Origin of the sequence: Natrinema halophilum (assembly GCF_013402815.2) — an archaeon.
In the GTDB taxonomy this organism is placed as follows: Archaea; Halobacteriota; Halobacteria; order Halobacteriales; family Natrialbaceae; genus Natrinema; species Natrinema halophilum.
The window spans coordinates 186,916-202,321 of sequence record NZ_CP084880.1 but is presented as its reverse complement, the minus strand read 5'-3'; the positions used below and the strand labels follow the sequence as shown (position 1 = coordinate 202,321).

13 protein-coding genes are annotated in these 15,406 nt (G+C 54.0%); 8 read left to right on the top strand and 5 right to left on the bottom strand.

Features of this window, described 5'->3' with window-relative positions:
- Positions 1 to 7 precede the first annotated feature (7 nt).
- The 3 genes from HYG82_RS42795 to HYG82_RS42785 all read right to left on the bottom strand — a co-directional run bounded on the left by HYG82_RS42795 (position 8) and on the right by HYG82_RS42785 (position 2,851).
- Positions 8 to 961, bottom strand: coding sequence for an electron transfer flavoprotein subunit alpha/FixB family protein (locus HYG82_RS42795; RefSeq protein WP_179261223.1), 954 nt, complete (start codon positions 959 to 961; stop codon positions 8 to 10).
- A complete protein-coding gene (locus HYG82_RS42790) occupies positions 958 to 1,749 on the bottom strand; it encodes an electron transfer flavoprotein subunit beta/FixA family protein (RefSeq protein ID WP_179261222.1) in 792 nt (263 codons plus the stop codon). The genes HYG82_RS42795 and HYG82_RS42790 overlap by 4 nt, the downstream gene beginning before the upstream one ends.
- A gap of 100 nt (positions 1,750 to 1,849) precedes the next feature.
- Positions 1,850 to 2,851 carry a YeiH family protein gene (locus HYG82_RS42785; protein WP_235218222.1) on the bottom strand — a complete coding sequence of 334 codons (1,002 nt, stop codon included), beginning with the start codon at positions 2,849 to 2,851 and terminating at the stop codon, positions 1,850 to 1,852.
- Positions 2,852 to 3,418: 567 nt separating this feature from the next.
- Between HYG82_RS42785 and HYG82_RS42780 the strand changes: the two genes are divergently transcribed.
- On the top strand, positions 3,419 to 4,651 hold the full coding sequence (locus HYG82_RS42780; protein WP_235218221.1) for an MFS transporter: 1,233 nt from the start codon (positions 3,419 to 3,421) through the stop codon (positions 4,649 to 4,651).
- Positions 4,652 to 4,751: 100 nt separating this feature from the next.
- Here the strand turns inward: HYG82_RS42780 and HYG82_RS42775 are convergent, their stop codons facing one another.
- Both HYG82_RS42775 and HYG82_RS42770 read right to left on the bottom strand, forming a co-directional pair.
- Positions 4,752 to 6,905, bottom strand: a complete 2,154-nt coding sequence (locus tag HYG82_RS42775) for a DUF3604 domain-containing protein (RefSeq protein ID WP_235218220.1) — start codon at positions 6,903 to 6,905, stop codon at positions 4,752 to 4,754.
- Positions 6,906 to 7,919: 1,014 nt separating this feature from the next.
- Positions 7,920 to 8,729 (bottom strand): IclR family transcriptional regulator, encoded by an 810-nt coding sequence (locus HYG82_RS42770; protein WP_235218219.1) that lies wholly within the window; start codon positions 8,727 to 8,729, stop codon positions 7,920 to 7,922.
- A gap of 124 nt (positions 8,730 to 8,853) precedes the next feature.
- Between HYG82_RS42770 and HYG82_RS42765 the strand changes: the two genes are divergently transcribed.
- The 7 genes from HYG82_RS42765 to HYG82_RS42735 all read left to right on the top strand — a co-directional run bounded on the left by HYG82_RS42765 (position 8,854) and on the right by HYG82_RS42735 (position 15,316).
- Positions 8,854 to 10,026, top strand: coding sequence for an acyl-CoA dehydrogenase family protein (locus tag HYG82_RS42765; protein ID WP_235218218.1), 1,173 nt, complete (start codon positions 8,854 to 8,856; stop codon positions 10,024 to 10,026).
- Between the two features lie 220 nt (positions 10,027 to 10,246).
- A complete protein-coding gene (locus HYG82_RS42760; RefSeq protein ID WP_235218217.1) occupies positions 10,247 to 10,711 on the top strand; it encodes an FAS1-like dehydratase domain-containing protein in 465 nt (154 codons plus the stop codon).
- 3 nt (positions 10,712 to 10,714) lie between these two features.
- Positions 10,715 to 11,182: a MaoC family dehydratase gene (locus HYG82_RS42755; protein WP_235218216.1), complete on the top strand. Its 468-nt coding sequence runs from the start codon at positions 10,715 to 10,717 to the stop codon at positions 11,180 to 11,182.
- 102 nt (positions 11,183 to 11,284) lie between these two features.
- Entirely contained in the window at positions 11,285 to 12,538 is a 1,254-nt protein-coding gene (locus tag HYG82_RS42750) for a CaiB/BaiF CoA transferase family protein (protein ID WP_235218215.1), read from the top strand.
- Positions 12,531 to 13,289 (top strand): sulfite exporter TauE/SafE family protein, encoded by a 759-nt coding sequence (locus tag HYG82_RS42745; RefSeq protein ID WP_235218214.1) that lies wholly within the window; start codon positions 12,531 to 12,533, stop codon positions 13,287 to 13,289. Before HYG82_RS42750 ends, HYG82_RS42745 begins: the two co-directional genes overlap by 8 nt.
- A gap of 123 nt (positions 13,290 to 13,412) precedes the next feature.
- Entirely contained in the window at positions 13,413 to 14,399 is a 987-nt protein-coding gene (locus HYG82_RS42740) for an LLM class flavin-dependent oxidoreductase (RefSeq protein ID WP_235218213.1), read from the top strand.
- Between the two features lie 101 nt (positions 14,400 to 14,500).
- Positions 14,501 to 15,316, top strand: a complete 816-nt coding sequence (locus HYG82_RS42735; RefSeq protein ID WP_235218212.1) for a phosphosulfolactate synthase — start codon at positions 14,501 to 14,503, stop codon at positions 15,314 to 15,316.
- Positions 15,317 to 15,406: the final 90 nt, after the last annotated feature.

The following is a 15,406-nucleotide window of genomic DNA, read 5'->3' as shown; positions in this document are numbered from 1 at the left end:
AGTATGTTCACTGGAACTCGTCGATAAGCGCCGGGACGACGTCGAAGAGGTCGTCGTGGATCGCGTAATCGGCGATGTCCATGATCGGTGCGTTGGGATCGGTGTTGATCGCAACGATCGTATCCGACCCCTTCATGCCGGCGACGTGCTGGACGGCACCGGAGATGCCGATCGCGATGTAGACGTCGGGCGTGACGACTTTGCCGGACTGGCCGACCTGGCGGTTTTTGGGCAGCCAGCCGTTGTCGACGATCGGACGCGAGGATGACAGCGTCGCGCCGAGGGCGTCGGCCAGATCCCGGATCAGGTCGAGGTTCTCCTCTTCTTCGATTCCGCGCCCGATCGAGACCAGCAGTTCGGCCTCGCTGATGTCGACGTCGCCGCCGCCGACTTCCTCGAAGCCGCTGACGGTCGAGCCGATGGCGGCTTCGTCGATGTCGGCGTCGAAGGCGTCGATCGTGGCGTCGCCGGTCCCTTCGGCGGCCGGCCACTCTGCGCTGCGGATCGTGACGACGGCGTTATTTTCGAGTTCGTTCGTCGTCTCGACTTTGCTGCCGTACATTTCACGGGTTGCGATCAGGGTTTCGCCGTCGGTTTCGAGGCCGATGGTGTCGGTGACGACCGGGAGGTCGAGTGCGTTGGCGACGGCGGGGGCGTAGTCGAGTCCGTTGACGCTGTTGGGCGTAAGGACGTACTGGGGGGCGAGTTCGTCGTAGAGTTGCGTGATCGCCTGCGTGTAGACGTCGTGGTTGAACTCTTCGCCGTAGGGGACGGTGTGGATGGCGTCGACGCCCTCGCGGTTGAGTTTGTCGGCGAAGTCGTCGACGGTGCCGCTGATGACCGCGAGGTGGAGGTCGCCGCCGGTTTCGTCGGCGAGGCTGCGGCCGGCGGTGATGAGTTCGTAGCTGACGTCGCGGAGTTCGCCGCGGCGGTGGTCGGTGACCGCGAGCACGTCGGTCATTGTGCCACCCCCTTGTCGCGGAGCAGTTCACCGAGTTCTGCGGCGGTATCGTCCGGGCCGCCCTCCCAGACGGTGACGTCGCTTTCGCTTTCGGGTTCGTACATGTCCGTCAGTTCGAGGTCGGCATCGATGGCGCTCTCGTCGACGCCGAGGTCGGCCAGGTTCTGGACGTCGAGTTCCTTGCGCTGGGCCTGGCGGATACCGCGGAGGCTGGCGTAGCGGGGCTCGTTGATCCCGGTCTGGATCGTCAGCACGGCCGGCAGCTCGATTTCGTTCAGTTCTTCGACGCCGCCCTCGAGTTCGCGGCGCACCGATACGGTGTCGCCGCTGAAGTCGTGCTCGAGGTGATTGACGACGGCGCCCCACTGGAAGCCGACGTTTTCGGCGACGGACACGCCGGTCGCGGCGAAACTGTCGTCCCCGGCCTGGACGCCGCTCAAGACGAGATCGGGCTCTTCTTCCTCGACGACGGCGCTCAAGATCTCCGTCTTCGCGTTGACGTCGAGCAGGTCGACGCCCTCGAGGGAGTCGTCCCAGACGCGGACGGCGCGGTCGGCGCCTTTGGCAAGCGCCTGGCGGATGGTCTGTTCACAGTCTTCCGGCCCGATGGTGACGGTTACGACTTCGTCGGCGATCCCGGCTTCCTGGAGCTGGACGGCTTCTTCGATCGCGTAGTCGTCCCACTCGTTGAGATCAGCACCGAGGTACTGATCTGCAATCTCGGTGCCGTCGATTTCGAACTCGTCTTCGACGGTCGCCACTTCTTTGACCGTTACGAGAATTTTCATTACGCTGCGGACGATTGGGACTATACATATAAAATCCTTACGTATCAAGTGTCACATGTCGATTTAACTGCTACTTTCCGAAATCTTCCAGTATCTCCATTCAGCCGAATAAGAAAAATAACAGTAATAATGAAAAGACACTCACAGTAGACAATCCGATTAATACGACCAGTGCGGGAGAGATCCCCGTAGAGCGCAACTCCGAAAAGCGAATTTCTGTCCCTAGACCAACGAACGCGAGTAAAAACAACCAATTATACACATTTACCAGTGACGATATTTGATTCGTCGATAGGAAACCAGCACTCGCAATAAACATGAACGCAATGAATCCCAGTATGAATTTCGGGAATTCTGCCCAGAGTATCCTGATTTGTGACTGGCTTGCATTTGTCCGTTTTCGTGTATAATACGCGGCGTATGCGACTGCGACTACACCGATCAGGGCATTCCGTGCGAGTTTCGTTATCGTTGCCCATTCCCCTGCTTTTGCCGAGTGCATGAATCCGACCGCGATCACTGGCCCCGTACTGAACATGCTCACACCTGCCCACATCCCGAATATTTTTGATGGTATTGCAAATATATTTCCAACAATTGGATATATGAATAGCGTAACTGCGTCGAATAACAACACCGTCGCCGCAGCGTAGGCGATATCTTCCTCAGAAGCACGAATACTCCCTGCAACTGCTACAACTGCAGAGACACCACAAATGCTCGAGCCTACCGCCAACAACGAACTTAGTTTCTCCGAGAAGCCGAAAACGACTCGAGATAAGAACTCAACATAAAAGATCGTGAAGGTTGTCACGGATAGTACTATCGCCAGTACAAGGATGCCTCTTGCAAGTATCGATTCTACCGTCAACGAAGCACCCATCAACACGATCCCCGTCGCAAGCCAGAGTTTGTGTGTTTGAACGCCTGGGCGGGCTACTGATGGAACTCCCGTGGTATTCGCGATGGTGATACCGATAATAACCGCGATTAATAGGTTATTGGCTCCGGGAATGAACGGGGCGGATACTTTCGCGAGGATTGCACAAACTCCTAGCAACGATACTCCAAGTATCAGTTCAAAAAAGAGCGTCCGATTCATCTTACCATGGAATCTGGATTTCAAAGAATACCACCGCTCCTAGCAATAGCAGTCCAATAATAATACTTTGCCAGTCGGTATCCAGACTCCTGAATCGCGAAATAAAGGCGAGGTCAATACTGCTCATAGGGTCCAATACGAAACCGAATATTCCACAGCTATATTAGACTAACGCTTTTTTGGATGGGTGACCGATCCCGACGCCGGTGGCGACTTTATACTGATGGTTCGTACGTGGGACAGAGTGCTGGGCGTTCGTCTCCCAGAGCCAAATCCATCCTAAATTACCGCTCTGCTTGTATTTCTGTAACCACTTCGTATTGTCATCCAAACTTGCCGCTGAAAGCGGGTTGTTCCTCAAAGATTAGCCGTCGGTGAGAACAAGAACACCAGTTGGTAGTCGACTGCGGACGGGATCTCTGGTTGCAAAACGCTATTATGATATCAAAATAGAAACTACCATATCCGAAAGATGAACCGCTGCCCAGTCATCCAAGCCGCCAGCGAACGAACCTATCACAAATTGACTCGAGCGACTCGAGTTCTCGGTACGGTGATTTCAGCATAATGGCGAACTCGCACATCCAGACTTTCTACGAACATGCGAGGGCGGTAGTCGGTGATCTTCAGAAGGATGGCCGCGGGTGGATGCTGATGGCGGTCTCGCTTGGATGGCTCGTCAGTCTTGGCGTCCGACTCGTCTTCCCAACCCTCCTCTCCAATATTCGGAGTGAGTTCGGGATGAGTCTCTCGACTGCGGGGCTTCTCCTGTCGATGCTGTGGGCCGCCTATGCATTGATGCAACTCCCTGGTGGGATCATTGCAGATCGAATGGGGGAACGAACCGCACTTGTTTTAAGTTGCTCAGTTTCGATAGCAGGAATTATATTCGTCATACTCGCGCCTTCGATCGAAGTGCTCTTTCTTGCAATAGTGCTGGTCGGTGTAGGAACAGGTCTCTACGGAACGACGCGCGTAACGGTAGTAGGTACTGTGTTTCAGGACCGAGGTGGCGTTGCGATGGGTCTTACTCAGGCCGCTGGTAACGTTGGAACGACACTCCTGCCAACGTTGGCCGGATTACTCGCCGTCGCGGTCGGATGGCGATGGGGCCTCGGAAGTATATTGCCGTTTTTCATCCTGGCACTTACCAGTCTCTGGATTACGCTCCCCCAGACTACTGCTACAACGACCAGAGGGGACAGTGAGCGGTCTTGGGATGATTTGCGTCCCTTCCTGAATAGCCTCCGCCATCGTCCCCTGATAATCGTCAATATTTCGATGGCGTTGAATGCGTTCGTTTATCAGTCATTTACCAGCTTTTATCCAACCTATCTCGTCGTCCGGAAAGGTCTTCATTCGGGGACCGCAGCAACGCTTTTAGGGCTGTTCTTTGCATCGGGGATCGTGATCCAGCCGGTAGCTGGCATCGTTAGCGACCGGCTTGGAACTCGGGTTACACTCGCTGGTGTCTTTGGCGGCACAGTGGCTGTGTTGGCGGTGCTTCCGTTCGTAAGTGGACTCTGGACTCTCGTCTTGATCACAGTTCCTGCGGCCCTCTTACTCGCTGTCTGGCCGATTACCAACTCGTACGTTGTCTCTGTCGTGCCAGGGGAGAGTAACAAGGGCGCAATAGTCGGCACAACCCGTTTCGCCTACCTTCTATTCGGGGCGACCGGTCCGATCGCCGTCGGAATCATAGCCGAGGCTGGAAGCTTCGACCGTGCATTTCTGTTGCTTGCCGGGATCGCACTCGTTGCCAGTGTCACGTCGTTGTTCCTCTCATCACCGTCGTCGTAGGTCCCACTCTCTGGCTAAATCGTCAAACAACGTGTTGCGGTTCCGTATGGGATCCGCTGGGGAAAATCAGAGTGCTCTCGTTTCGAGTTGATCCTCGCTTTCACTCGATGGTGGCGAAGATAGGGGAACTCCACGCCATTTCTCCGTCAGTCTGGCGAACCCGTACATAGTAGGGATAGGTGTCGGGGTCCGGATCGTCTTCGAACGCGATCTTGGTGTCTACTGTAGAAGATTGACCCACCCTATTGAGTTCGAGTCTCCGTTCTATGCGGCCCGCGTCGAAAACGACGCTGTCCTCGACCGAGGAAAGAGCGACAGATTCGGTGACAGGTGGCGTGCTAATGGAAAGCATCGCGTCCGTAGGCGCATCGAGCTGAAGCCTGACCCCCTGATAATTCCCTGCTGTAGCCGCATCCCATTTGACGGCCGTATCGGTCACGCTCTCAATACCCTGTTTCGGATGATCGAAGCCGAACGGTTCCACGTCGTCGATTCGCCCCCGGTCGAGGCTCACGCCGCCGGTCCAATTTTGGACTTTGTGACGCGTCTTCGACCGGGCGCCGGTCCACAGAACCTCCAGCCAGTCGTCTCCGTCTCTGAACGTCTCGGTAGCGACGCAATCGGTTCCCCGGAACAGATCTACTTCGGAGATCGGTGCAGTCCCCCTCACTTCGACATTGATCGTCGGAGACCCGGTGACGTCAACTGTAGATCCCATCGGGTGGCCGTCGATCGACGTGTTAAGGTCAATTCGAGCGCCAGTCGTCGCATAGCACCGCCGATTCTTGAACGCGTTCCAGAGCGATTCCCGGGTAAGCGAATCGGCGTGAATACCCATCAATCCGCCCTTGATCGGGAAGGACCATCCCGTTACGTTTGCTGGACGACTCGCACCAGGCCTCCCGGTGTGGTCGTCACTACCGCCAACGAACCCGACCTGGTATCCACGTTCGAGTGCCTCCTGTCCAAACCACTCGAAGACACCCCAGACCGAGAGCAGTTCGAGAAACGGTGTCAGCTCCGGATCGAATGCATCTAACGTCGCCGGTCGGCCGCCTTGATGGGGGATGATGAGGACGTCATCTCGACCACTGTACGTTTCGTAGAGTTCTTCGGCGGTATTGATCCCCTGGTGGCGCTCGTACCCGTTCTCGACTTGCCAGCTCGAACTCCGATTGATCTCGGCCTCGTCATCGAGGAAATAGACGTTGTGATCGCCTCCGTTCGGTGTGTTCGCCGACCACTCGTAACAGAGAAACGTCACGAATTCATCGGGTTCGTGAAATTCTTTGACGGTATCCTGGATCGTTTCCCAGAACGCGTCGGTGATCTGAAAGTCGTTGCCGGCGTGAGAGACGAAATCGAGAAACGCTTTCTCCTTGGCAAAGTCGAAGTATTCAGTGATCGTTCCGGTGCCGACCGTCTCTCCGGATTGCCCGTGGATATCGCCCCAATATGTGCGAGTACCGACGTCGGTGTCGCGACAGCACACCGGATTCGTCGTCGTCTCGGCACCGCTTTCATCGTCACTGACGGTTACTCGATAGACGCCGGGTTGGTCAAACGAGGCTTGAACGTGAACCACGCCGTCCGAGAGCGTGGCCGTTTCTGGAAGCTTGATGCCATCATCACCCTCGAATCGGACTGTGGTCGTATCGTCGGTAATCGGGTTCCCCCAGTAGTCCTCACCCCGAACGGAGAGAGTGACCGTTTCATCAATCGACGCCGTTGAAGGGACCACTGCGCGGAGCCTATCGAGTGTACCGGGAACGAGATCAAACGACAGGTCATCCGCTATCCGAACGTACTCTTCGGTTTCGAAGGCGTCGACGAGAACGATGAACTGAAATCCGGTCTCCGGATAACTCTGAGCGGACAACCCCATGCTTCCTTGACTTCGATCACCGAGCGTAAGCGTGATCGTGTCGCCAGGAGAGAGTGCTCCATCGTGCACATCGACGTCTATCGTGTCCGTCCAGGGGCGGGAGTAACCCCTCGAATGATACTCAGCTGTCACGCTCGCATCACCCGAGGTCGTCACCGAGCAGTAATTATCTTCTGTAGGATCGTCAAACTGCGGCGGGCCCCAGTCACTTGCCACGTTTGCGGCAATTTTCAGCCGAGCGCCATCGTCCAGACCGAGTTCACCAGCTGTGTACGTAATCGTCCACGTCCCAAACGACCCAACGACAACATCATTCTGCGGTGTAATCGTCGCTGTGCCGTATGTTTCGCGGATTGCTTCTTCGTCCATAGCCTATGTGAAACGTGGTGGCTTACTATTTATTAGTATGGGTCGTCTCATAGAACGTGGCGCGATTCTCCCCTCGGGATCGGACGTCCGGTACCCCTTCTCGCAGATACTCGAGCTAACTGGAGACATGAGTGAACATCTGAGGCAAGTACCTAGGCAGCGGTCGTCGGCCGATATCAACAGAGGCTATCTCACTGCAGATTCTTCAGCCCAACAATCGTATCCTCGCTCGAATCCGTTTCCGGGGCATCATAACGCCGATGCTTGGTACGGGAAGACGGTCGAAGCGAACAAAGCCCAGTCTCCTGGCCCGAGGAGTGGATCGTAGTCAGATATATCGCGTTCCATACTGTGGAAAGCTGATCGTGTCGCGGATCGTGTTACTGACGGGCACGAATAGCGAGCAACTGCCAGTGACTGAGAGGGCTCTGAATAGCCGCTCTTTCGGAAGAACAGTTCCAGAGTCCGTGATTACTTAGCATGTCGAGAAGATTTGCGTGGTATATATTCACTTTGTCCTGCTCAGAATAAATTGGTAGCAGTTAACTACGATATAGGACGCTCAGCGTTCCTCTCAGGTGCAATAGAGAGGATTTCACCGATGTAGTTAGAAATCTTCTGTAAGTTCCATATTATGGAATCCACAGAACTAATTACATTCATATGATCGTAACACAGCATTCGCTCACTGGGAAACCGACAGCGGATGTCAATTGACCCCATACGTCCTGAAACGACTCGGACGTTGAATTACAGCCATATGATTGTAATGGAGTTTGCGTGACCACCTCTACCAACGATCAGGTTCAGAAAGATAACAGTAGGGCTATGAAATCGTTTCGGTTGCATCTCAGTCCTTTACGTCGTGGAATTGTAATAGGCCGAGTAGCCATCCCTACTGCCACTCTCGATCCCGAGAGATCTAGATCGGAGAATTCCATATTGTGGAACACGGTCGGAGAAGCCTTCGCCACGATTTGTAGCGCAGAGAGGGAAAAGCAGGCACAACAGCATCTACAACCGGTGAGAATGAGACGTATTCAATTCGAGTTCATTCGCTGTTCCCATCAACAGACTCGGGAGGTCTTCTTTGAACCACTCTCCTTTCATTCGATGAGTTGGACCAGAGACGCTTAGCGCCCCGATAGCACGTTCATTTTCGTCCTGGATCGCAACGCCAATAGCCGAAAGTCCTTCGAGGATTTCGTTTTCGTTGATCGTGTATCCCCGGTCGCGAGTGAGCTCGAGGTCCTCAAACAGTTCCTCGGGATCCGTTATCGTATGCTCGGTCATTGCTGGCAATCCTCTGGTTTCAATGATGTGTTGCACCTTCTCTTCTGGCGTATATGCGAGGATTGCTTTTCCTGCAGCTGCAGCGTGAATCGGAATCCGTTTACCGAGACCAGGATCGGTCCTGACGGCGTTGTTGCCGATCTCCCGATGGACGTACACAGCTTTTCCGTGCTCTTCGACGACGAATTGCGCCCTCTCCTGTGTTTCTTCGGCAAGTTCGGCAACCTTTGACTCTGCCATTGTATACGCTTTTTTGCGCGTAGCCGCGTGTTCTCCAATATCTAAGAATCGAAGTCCAATATGATAGGTTCCTCGCTCCTTCACGACGTACTCTTGTGATTCAAGCGTGGCTAGATAGCGGTGGACCGTGCTTTTGGTGTATCCGAGGTGGTCGGCGAGTTCGGAAACACGGGCGCCATCGAGTTCCTGAATGGCCTCGATAACGGTCAGGAGTTTTTCTCCCGCTTGGATGGTCTGGCTTTCTTTTTCCATAGTATGGGTTAGAGGTCGGCACCATATTATATTTTCCATATTGTGGAACGGCCACATATTCGGAAATGGTTGTTAGGGCCTCCCTCTCGGCCGGTTAGCCAGAGAAATGAATTCGTCTGAACAAAACCATTATATACCCCGAGCTAATTCGGTCACACGTACCATGACGCAGCTTGACAGCGAGCTAGAAATGCTGAGGAATGAGACTCGAAACTTCGTCGAAAACGAGGTCATTCCCGAGGCAAACGAGCGCGATACAAAAGGCGAACGAATGAGTGATGAACTGATCGACCAGCTGGGCGATATGGGGTATTTCGGCCTCATGATTCCAGAAGAGTACGGCGGACTCGGAATGGGCCCACTGGCATATTCCCTCGTCGTCGAAGAATTGTGCCGCGGGTGGATGAGCGTCGGCACGCTGATCGCTCGAGGGCAGTACATTCCTGGAGCGACGGACGAACAGAAAGAAGAGTACCTCCCGAAGATGGCTACAGGTGATAAGTTCAAGGCCGTCAGTATTTCCGAATCAGGTGCCGGAAGTGACGTCGCTGGACTGTCCACAACAGCTGAAAAAGACGGCGACGAGTACGTTATCGATGGCCAGAAGATGTGGTGTACCGGAGCAAAACTGTCCGATTTCATCTGTGTATACGCAAGAACAGGGGATCAGAGTCGCGGTCACAAGGGCGTTTCCGGATTTCTCGTAGACAAGTCTAGAGGCGAATTCGACGTCGACGGTCTGTCCGGACAGAAATTGGACACGATCGGGTTCAAAGGATGGAATACGTGGGAGTTGAATTTCGACAACGTCCGTGTTCCTGAGAACAAGCTCATCGGGGAAGAAGAAGGGAAAGGGTTCTACCAGATCATGAACTTCTTCGAACCGGCTCGCATTCACGTCGCTTCACGCGGGATCGGGCTAGCGAGGGGTGCCCTCGAGGACTCGCTTGCGTACGCACAAGAACGCGAGCAATTCGGTGAGGAGATCGGTAACTTCCAGGCAATCCGTTTCAAACTAGCGACGATGGCGACGAAAATCGAAGCTGCGAGACAGTTGACCCACGACGTGGCACGAAAAAAGCAGACGGAAGACGGTCGGTTAGATCTCGAAGCGCGGTGTGACCACGAAGCTGCGATGGCGAAATACTACGCCAGCGAGATGGCTGAAGAGGTGACCAGCGAAGGTATCCAGATCCATGGTGGGAACGGGTACACAACAGATTATCCGCTCGAACGGTACTGGCGGGATGCACGTCTACTCAAAATCGTCGACGGGACGAGCGAGATTCAACAACGCATTATCGCAGACCGCCTCTTCGAAAAGGGAGTCAAGTGACAGCGATGAATTGCCTCCGTTGGACCACCCACCCCTCTAATCGCCCACTATCTAGTCTTCGATAACCGTCTTGGCACCGTCGTCCTTCCGGTATCGTAGATAACTGTGACACAATTTTCCGCTATGAATCGTCAGGGAGACTGAGACGTGGCTGGAGACGAACTAGTCACTGACGTAAGCCACCGAAAATTATAAATAGCAACGTGATTGTTCCCCCAGTATGGGAGACGCGTTAGAAGAGCAGTTAGCTGAACTTGAAGAGATGCCGCCGATGGAGTTTACGTTCCCGGTAGAGGCAGGCAAGATCGAGGAATTCGCTGATGCGATATACAGCAACCACGAGATATTCAGAGATGAAGCGGCTGCCGCCGAAGAAGGGTATTCTTCGATTCCAGCACCCCTTACGTTCGTAGAGACGTACCGATTCGAACGGTCTCGTCACCCGTCGTACGAGCCTGACGAATTCTTCGACGAACAGCTTGCGCTCCATGGGGCCCAGGAGTACGACATTCATCGCCAGCCGGAAGCGGGCGATCAACTAACCGCCAAACGTAGCCTCGAGGAAACCTTCACAAAAGAGGGATCGAACGGCGAGCTCATCTTCGGGATCTTCAAGACGGAGTACGAAGATGCAGATGGCGAGCCCGTTGTTACCACTAGAAAAACGCGGATAATCACGGAGTGAAATATGACACACGTACCTTCAACTGACGTAACACTAGGCGAATCGCCGGGGAAAACGTATTTCGAGGATCTCGAGGTCGGTGATCGCAGTCCAATGCTGGAGATAAGCGACATCAAGGTCTCTGACTTCGTCCGATATGCCGGTGCCTCTGGTGATTTCAACCCCCTTCACTATGATCACGACTTCACGACATCACAGGGATATGACGACGTATTCGCCATGGGAATGCTGAACACGGCATTTCTCAGTAACGTCGTCGTCGAGTGGCTCGGTCTCTCGACCGTGACTCACTATCGGACGCAGTTCGACGCAATCGCATGGCCCGGCGACGATCTAACTGGATATGCTGAAGTCGCATCGGTAGACGATGATGACGCGAGTGTCACCTGTGACCTCGTCATGGAAAACGGGGAAGGCGAACGTGTAATTTCTGGAACCGTCTCTGCAGACCTCCCAACGAGAGATAAGTAATCCGACGGTGGATCAGCGAAAAATATGGAAAGACACTCTCTACAGCGACTCTGGTCCACGGGAGACGGTGAAGAGACGGAGATACAAGCAACTGGATGACCAATGGTAGATAACTCAGAACAGACGAAGAAGGAAAACGGTGACGCGGGACCTCTCGCAGGCCTTCGTGTGATCGATATGACACACGTAATGGCAGGGCCGTTCGCGACAATGACGCTCAGTGATCTCGGTGCAGACGTGATCAAAATAGAATCTCCCGATGGGGATCTCGTCCGGGACAACGCGCCTCACCTCCAGCCGGATGAGGCGTACGGCGGATACTTCAATAGCGTCAACAGAAACAAACGCAGCGTCGTACTGAACCTGAAGACGGAAGAAGGCAAAGAGGTGTTCAAACTACTCGTCGAAGACGCCGATATCCTGATAGAGAACTTCACCGTGGGAACGATGGACGGTCTGGGACTTTCCTACGAGAGGCTCTCTGAAATCAACCCAGAGCTAATATACGCCTCCATTCGGGGGTTCGGTGACCCACGAGTTACTGATACCCCATATGCAGATCAACCGGCGTTCGATCTAATCGCACAGGCCATGGGTGGTATCATGAGCATCACTGGTACCGAAGAAACCGGCCCACTGAAGGCAGGTCCTGGTATCGGAGACATCTTCCCAGCGGTACTCACGCTCGTCGGGATCCTATCGGCCCTCCATCATCGTGAACGGACTGGCGAGGGCCAGTACGTGGACACTGCGATGGTCGATGGAGTCCTATCGCTGACTGAACGGATCGTCCATCAATACTCGGTAGGCGGCGATACACCCGGCCCTCAGGGGAATTCTCATCCGCTTCTGTTTCCCTACGATCGGTTCCCGACAACTGACGGATACATCGTCATTACAGCGATCACCAACGGCCAGTGGCGTTCGCTTTGCGAATACATGGACCGTCCTGACTTGGCCGAGCAGTATCCCGAGAAGGCAGACCGGCTGGAAAACAAGGATACGCTCCGTCCAATCATTAGTTCGTGGACCGAACAATTCTCGAAGAGGGAACTATTCGAGATGTTAGGAGACGACGTACCGTGTGGGCCGGTGTATACCGTCGAAGACATCGTCGACGACCCCCACTTCAAGGCAAATAACATGCTTCCCGAAGTGGAACACGCAGACACAGGTGAGGAAGTCATGATCGCTGGAAGCCCGATCAACTTTTCGAAGACGCCGAGTTCGGTCTCTCGGCGCGCCCCATTCCTTGGAGAACACACTGAAGAAGTCTTGGCTGAGATGGGGTTCGACGAAAACGATATCACGGAACTACAGGACAGCGGTGCGATCGACATCCGTAACGATGATTGAGTCCGTTCTGGGGATTGAACTCACCTACTCACTGTTGCTAGCACTCACGGGCATTCTGCTCGCAGCGTTCGTCAAGGGTGTTCTCTCGTTCGGAATCGGGCTCGTTGCGATTCCCATTCTCATCCAGATATTTCCGCCGCATCTCGCGATTACAGCGTTCATCGTGCCGATCTGGCTTAGCAATATGATCCTCATCATGGAAGTAGGCATCCCGTTTGAGATACTTCGGCAGCAACGCTGGTTGGGTGTCTCTCTCATCGCTGGCACGCTCGTCGGTGTTCTCATTTTCACGATTTCCGACGTGGACGTCCTGTACGTTATTGTTTCGCTGTACGTGCTTGCATATCTTCTATACATCAACAGCGGCAAAGACGTCGACCGATACGCCACGACGCGAGGCGCGAGCATATTCACTGGTGGCGTCAGCGGATTTCTAACGAGCGTCAATATGCCCGGCCCGCCAATGATCACCTATATGCACGCGCAAAAGGTCGAAAAACGAGTGTTCACAGGCGTCCTTGTGACGTGGTTCGGCCTGTTGCATACGATCCGATTCGGTGCATTACGTGCCGCCAACCAACTCGGTCTCGAAGAAGTCGTTCTAGGGGCGATCTTTTGTGTCCCAGTTGCGATCGGCATCCCCCTCGGCTCAAGAGTTCGACCGTACATCCCTCAGCGAACGTTCGAGAAATTAGTCGAGGTGTTCTTGGCGTTGATCGCTCTCCGGATGCTATCCAATGCGATATTGTGACAGAAATTGGTATTGCGCGTAGTACCGGCCCCGGTGTATCGTCAGGCCTCCGTATTTCAAATCGTTCCGCAAGTCGAAACCTAACATAAACGCTTATCTTTTCGCTGCTGTGAATTGTTACCTATGCGCTTTGGACTATACCTCCTCAACCACGCACCACCACGCACGAATCTCTCGACGCTATTTCAGGAGGTAGCCGATCAGACCCGTGTCGCCCAGGAGATGGATTTCGACATGCTCACGACCGGGCAACACTACCTTGCCGACTACGCGTATCTCCAGCCGATTCCGTTGCTCTCCCGATTGACGAGCATCGCCGGATCGATGACGGTTGGCCCTGCTGTGCTTTTGCTCCCACTCCATCACCCCATTCAGGTCGCTGAAAACGTTGCCACGCTCTCGGCCCTGGCCGACGACGTCGTTCTCGGTGTCGGCGCTGGCTACCGCGACGTCGAATTTCAAAGTTTCTCTATCCCGAAAGCACAACGGTCGAAACGACTTGAGGAGGGGATAGCGGTAATCAAGCAGCTGTGGACGAACGAATCGGTCTCGTTCGATGGTGAGCACATCACGGTGGACGATGTATCGCTCCACTCACAATCTGAACAGCCAGTACCGATATGGGTTGCCGCTCACTCACAACCGGCTGTCGAGCGCGCAGCACGCATCGGAGATACATGGATCGTTGGCCCGCACTCGACGCTTACTGAAACGGCCGAGCTCGTGTCGTCGACGTACCAACCGACGTGCGAAGAGTATGGAGCGGATGCCTCTGTCTCGATTATTCGAGAAGCGTTCGTAGCATCGACGACGGAAGAAGCTGAACAAGTAGCCAAAGAGTACCTTGCACCACGGTACAAAAAGTACGTGGACTGGGGCCAAAACAAATCGATGGCAGACGAATCAGAACTGAGTCAGCAGTTTCAGGCACTCTCAGACGATCGCTTCCTGATTGGAACACCAGCCGATATCTGTTCAGAACTCGAGCGATACCAGGACACCCTCGATGTCGACCACGTCCTCTTTCGAACGCAGTGGCCAGGTCTCTCCCACGAACGAACGATGGAGTCACTCCGACTGCTCGGAGACGAGGTTTTGCCACACGTCTAACGGCCAGCGGTATGAGCAACACTCGAAAACGACCAGGCAAGCCAACCCGAACAGGTGTACCTTAGAGTTAGATATAAGTAAATGTGGTTTGATGGATTACTATGGCAGAACATAGTCTAGATAGCCGTTTTGACTTCATGATAGACGAGCGGGAAACGAAACCACGACAAACTGGGTTGACGATGGTGATCGGGGATGGCCCGTTTAACGTCGGTGGAAAAAACGGACTGGAAGATTTAATCGAGGTAGCTGGCGAGTGGATCGACTGGTACAAGATCGTCTGGTCATCGTTTCCGTTCCAACAACCAGACGTAATGTCGGAAAAACTTGCGTTGCTCGATCAGAACGATATCATCGCGTTTACTGGCGGCAATTTCCTCGAGGCTGCCGTCGCTGATGGGCAAGAAGCGGAGTTCTTCGAGGCCGTTACAGCCGCAGGCTGTCCAGGTGTGGAAGTCTCTTCGACAGCGATCGATATGACGATCGAGAAAAAGACAGATTTGATCGCTGACGCCGCAAGAAATGGACTTCACGTCCATGCAGAGATTGGAAAAAAGGCTTCCGAAACGGATGGTGAAAGCCTCAAATCGGATGCCGTCATCGACGAAATGACTGCCTGTCTCGACGCCGGTGCTGATATTGTGATTTACGAGATGGAAGAGGTTGAATCGGCGATTTCCGGACGGAACGAGTCGGTTGACGATGGGTACGTAGAAAAGATCCACACAATTCTTGACACAGTTGGAAAAGAAAAAGTCCTCTTCGAAGTGCCATTGGGGAGTTTTGCTGAAGTGATGGAGGTATCCGGTTGGTTTGTCGAGAATATTGGTACGGATGTAAATCTCGGGAACGTCAATCCGAACCATGTTTTGCTAATCGAACAACAGCGCCGTGGTATCGGCCCACACTCTCTGTGAGTAAGTCCGCCCTGTAGGACCCTCCATCATATCTCACAGATCAGTTTTATCGATACCAACCATAACCTATAAGACGGCTTAGTTCGTTTT